The following is a 2,061-nucleotide window of genomic DNA, read 5'->3' as shown; positions in this document are numbered from 1 at the left end:
TTAAGCGCCTTAACTTGATCTCGATAATACAAAGCAAAGCGAAACATCACTCCGCATAAAAGCAAGACTCCAAACACCACACACACAACGATCGCTATCATTTCATTTAAACTCATTTTGATCTCCTTAAGGCTGTAAATTATTACCCGCGTTATTAACGCCGGAACTTTTTGTAAATTTTGACATTGGGGGCATTTGTTGCTCTTGCATTAATGTCTGCAAGCGCTCGGGATAAAAAAAATCTTCTGGACGCAAATCTATCCCATGCTCACGGGCGTAATCTAAAAGTATAATTTGGTATTTAGCAGGTATAATTCCGCCTTTACCCTCTCGCTTTTCAAAAGGGTAAGCCCATTTTCTAATTACAATAACATTGCGATTAACAATATTAGCAACTTTTTTATACCCACCTAGATACTCAATTATGAGTTTTGCGGTTTTCGTATATGTTTTTATCATAGCGATAAAAATACGATATCCAAAATATTTAGTCAATACGAAAAACGTATCATTATATTTTTTATATTGTAAGGACTTTAAAAATAAGGAATAAACTTAATTATGATTAGGCAAAAAGAGCTAAAAATTTGGATAAAAAAAGAACTTGATAAAATGGGGCGAGGGAGCCAAGCTAAGCTTGCCGCCCATCTTGGTATAAGAAGACCAGCTATATCCAATATGATTAATCTTAATACAAATAGGGAAATGAGGGATATTAAGGCAGATGAATTAGTTAAAATTATGGAGTTTTTTAAAGATTCTTCACCTATTTCTGGACCTTACTCTGATGATTTTCTTTATTTATATTCACAAGCGAATGATTCTGAAAAGAAGATTGTCGAGGATCTTTTAAAATCTCTGCTCGCAGCAAGAAGTTCATAAAAGCTTTTTTCTCGCATTCGGTTAATTTATTTAGCATGATGGCTAGCTGCTTTTCTTTTATACTTTTTATCATAAACACCTCATTAACATTAATGATAATAAACAAAATCGAATAGGTTTTATAAAAATAAAAAAATACGTTTTTCGTATTTTATCTATTGACACATGATTACGAAAAACGTATTAATTTCTCCATATCCTATAAAACAACCGTTGCCAATAGGCTCTATGGAGGCATTTGTGAAGAAACCAGTGTTTATAAATTCTGATGAAATTCTCTTAGTCATCTGCGAAAATGAAGAACAAAATCTCGCAAAATCGGGTCCTTTCTTAGAAGAAAAGGACATTATCGACTTTATCGATAAAGCTGATAATGCTGTTCAAATCCTGCGGGTAGAAAAAACGACTAAACAGCGCGAAGATATCTCTGAAGAGATCGCAGAACTTTATCTTAAAGAACGTGAAGAACAGTGCTTTAATGAAAACATACCTCACGACTTTGTTCTACACAGCGGCGCATACAGTATTTTTTTAAACGAAATCAGATGGCTTGAATATCAAGACAAAATGTACGGGACTTATGAAGAACAAAACAAGTTGCGTCTTTGTGATGTCATTCCAGACTATCCGTCATACTACATAAGGGGCTGTTAAGAGCGCCACCCTTCTCTTATCAATATTGGTAATTAAAAGAGATCATAAAAATGGATAATCCTATCACTATTACAAATAACACCATTAACGACGAAAGCGTTCAAACAGTCAACGCACGTGAATTGCATGCCTTTTTAGAGGTAGGTAAACATTTCTCTACTTGGATTAAAGACCGCATCAAAAAATATAACTTATTAGAAAATAAGGATTATTTAGTTTTACCCAATTTTGGGGAAAACCTCCAAGGTGGTCGTCCTTCTAAAGATTATGCTCTCACTCTAAACGTAGCCAAAGAACTTTCTATGATTGAGAACAATAAGAAAGGTAGAGAGGCCCGTTTATACTTTATCGAATGTGAGCGACGTGCAAAGCAGGCACTAACACCACAACAAATCGACTATTCAAGTCCAAAAGCTATGATGGGCTTTTTGAATTACCTACAAAGTCAAATAGATCGACAAGATACTATCATTGAATATTTAAAACCAAAAGCAATGGCTTTGGAAAGCTTGCAACGCGCTGATG

At 34.5% G+C, this 2,061-nt stretch carries 4 protein-coding genes; 3 read left to right on the top strand and 1 reads right to left on the bottom strand.

The genetic code is table 11. From position 1 onward, the window contains the following. Nucleotides 1-126: 126 nt before the first annotated feature. A complete protein-coding gene (locus PVV66_RS09455; protein WP_273761006.1) occupies nucleotides 127-459 on the bottom strand; it encodes a hypothetical protein in 333 nt (110 codons plus the stop codon). Between the two features lie 102 nt (nucleotides 460-561). On the opposite strand from PVV66_RS09455, the gene PVV66_RS09450 reads away from it, so the two are divergent. From PVV66_RS09450 to PVV66_RS09440, 3 genes are all read left to right on the top strand, one after another. Next, nucleotides 562-882: a helix-turn-helix transcriptional regulator gene (locus tag PVV66_RS09450; protein WP_273761005.1), complete on the top strand. Its 321-nt coding sequence runs from the start codon at nucleotides 562-564 to the stop codon at nucleotides 880-882. A gap of 240 nt (nucleotides 883-1,122) precedes the next feature. Next, nucleotides 1,123-1,536 carry a hypothetical protein gene (locus PVV66_RS09445; RefSeq protein ID WP_273761004.1) on the top strand — a complete coding sequence of 138 codons (414 nt, stop codon included), beginning with the start codon at nucleotides 1,123-1,125 and terminating at the stop codon, nucleotides 1,534-1,536. A gap of 50 nt (nucleotides 1,537-1,586) precedes the next feature. After that, the coding region (locus tag PVV66_RS09440; protein WP_273761003.1) for an antA/AntB antirepressor family protein at nucleotides 1,587-2,061 on the top strand (475 nt) is incomplete at its 3' end.

The sequence above is a fragment of the Bartonella sp. AU16XJBT genome (assembly GCF_028618665.1).
GTDB lineage: Bacteria > Pseudomonadota > Alphaproteobacteria > Rhizobiales > Rhizobiaceae > Bartonella.
This window is presented reverse-complemented; position numbering and strand designations above follow the sequence as displayed.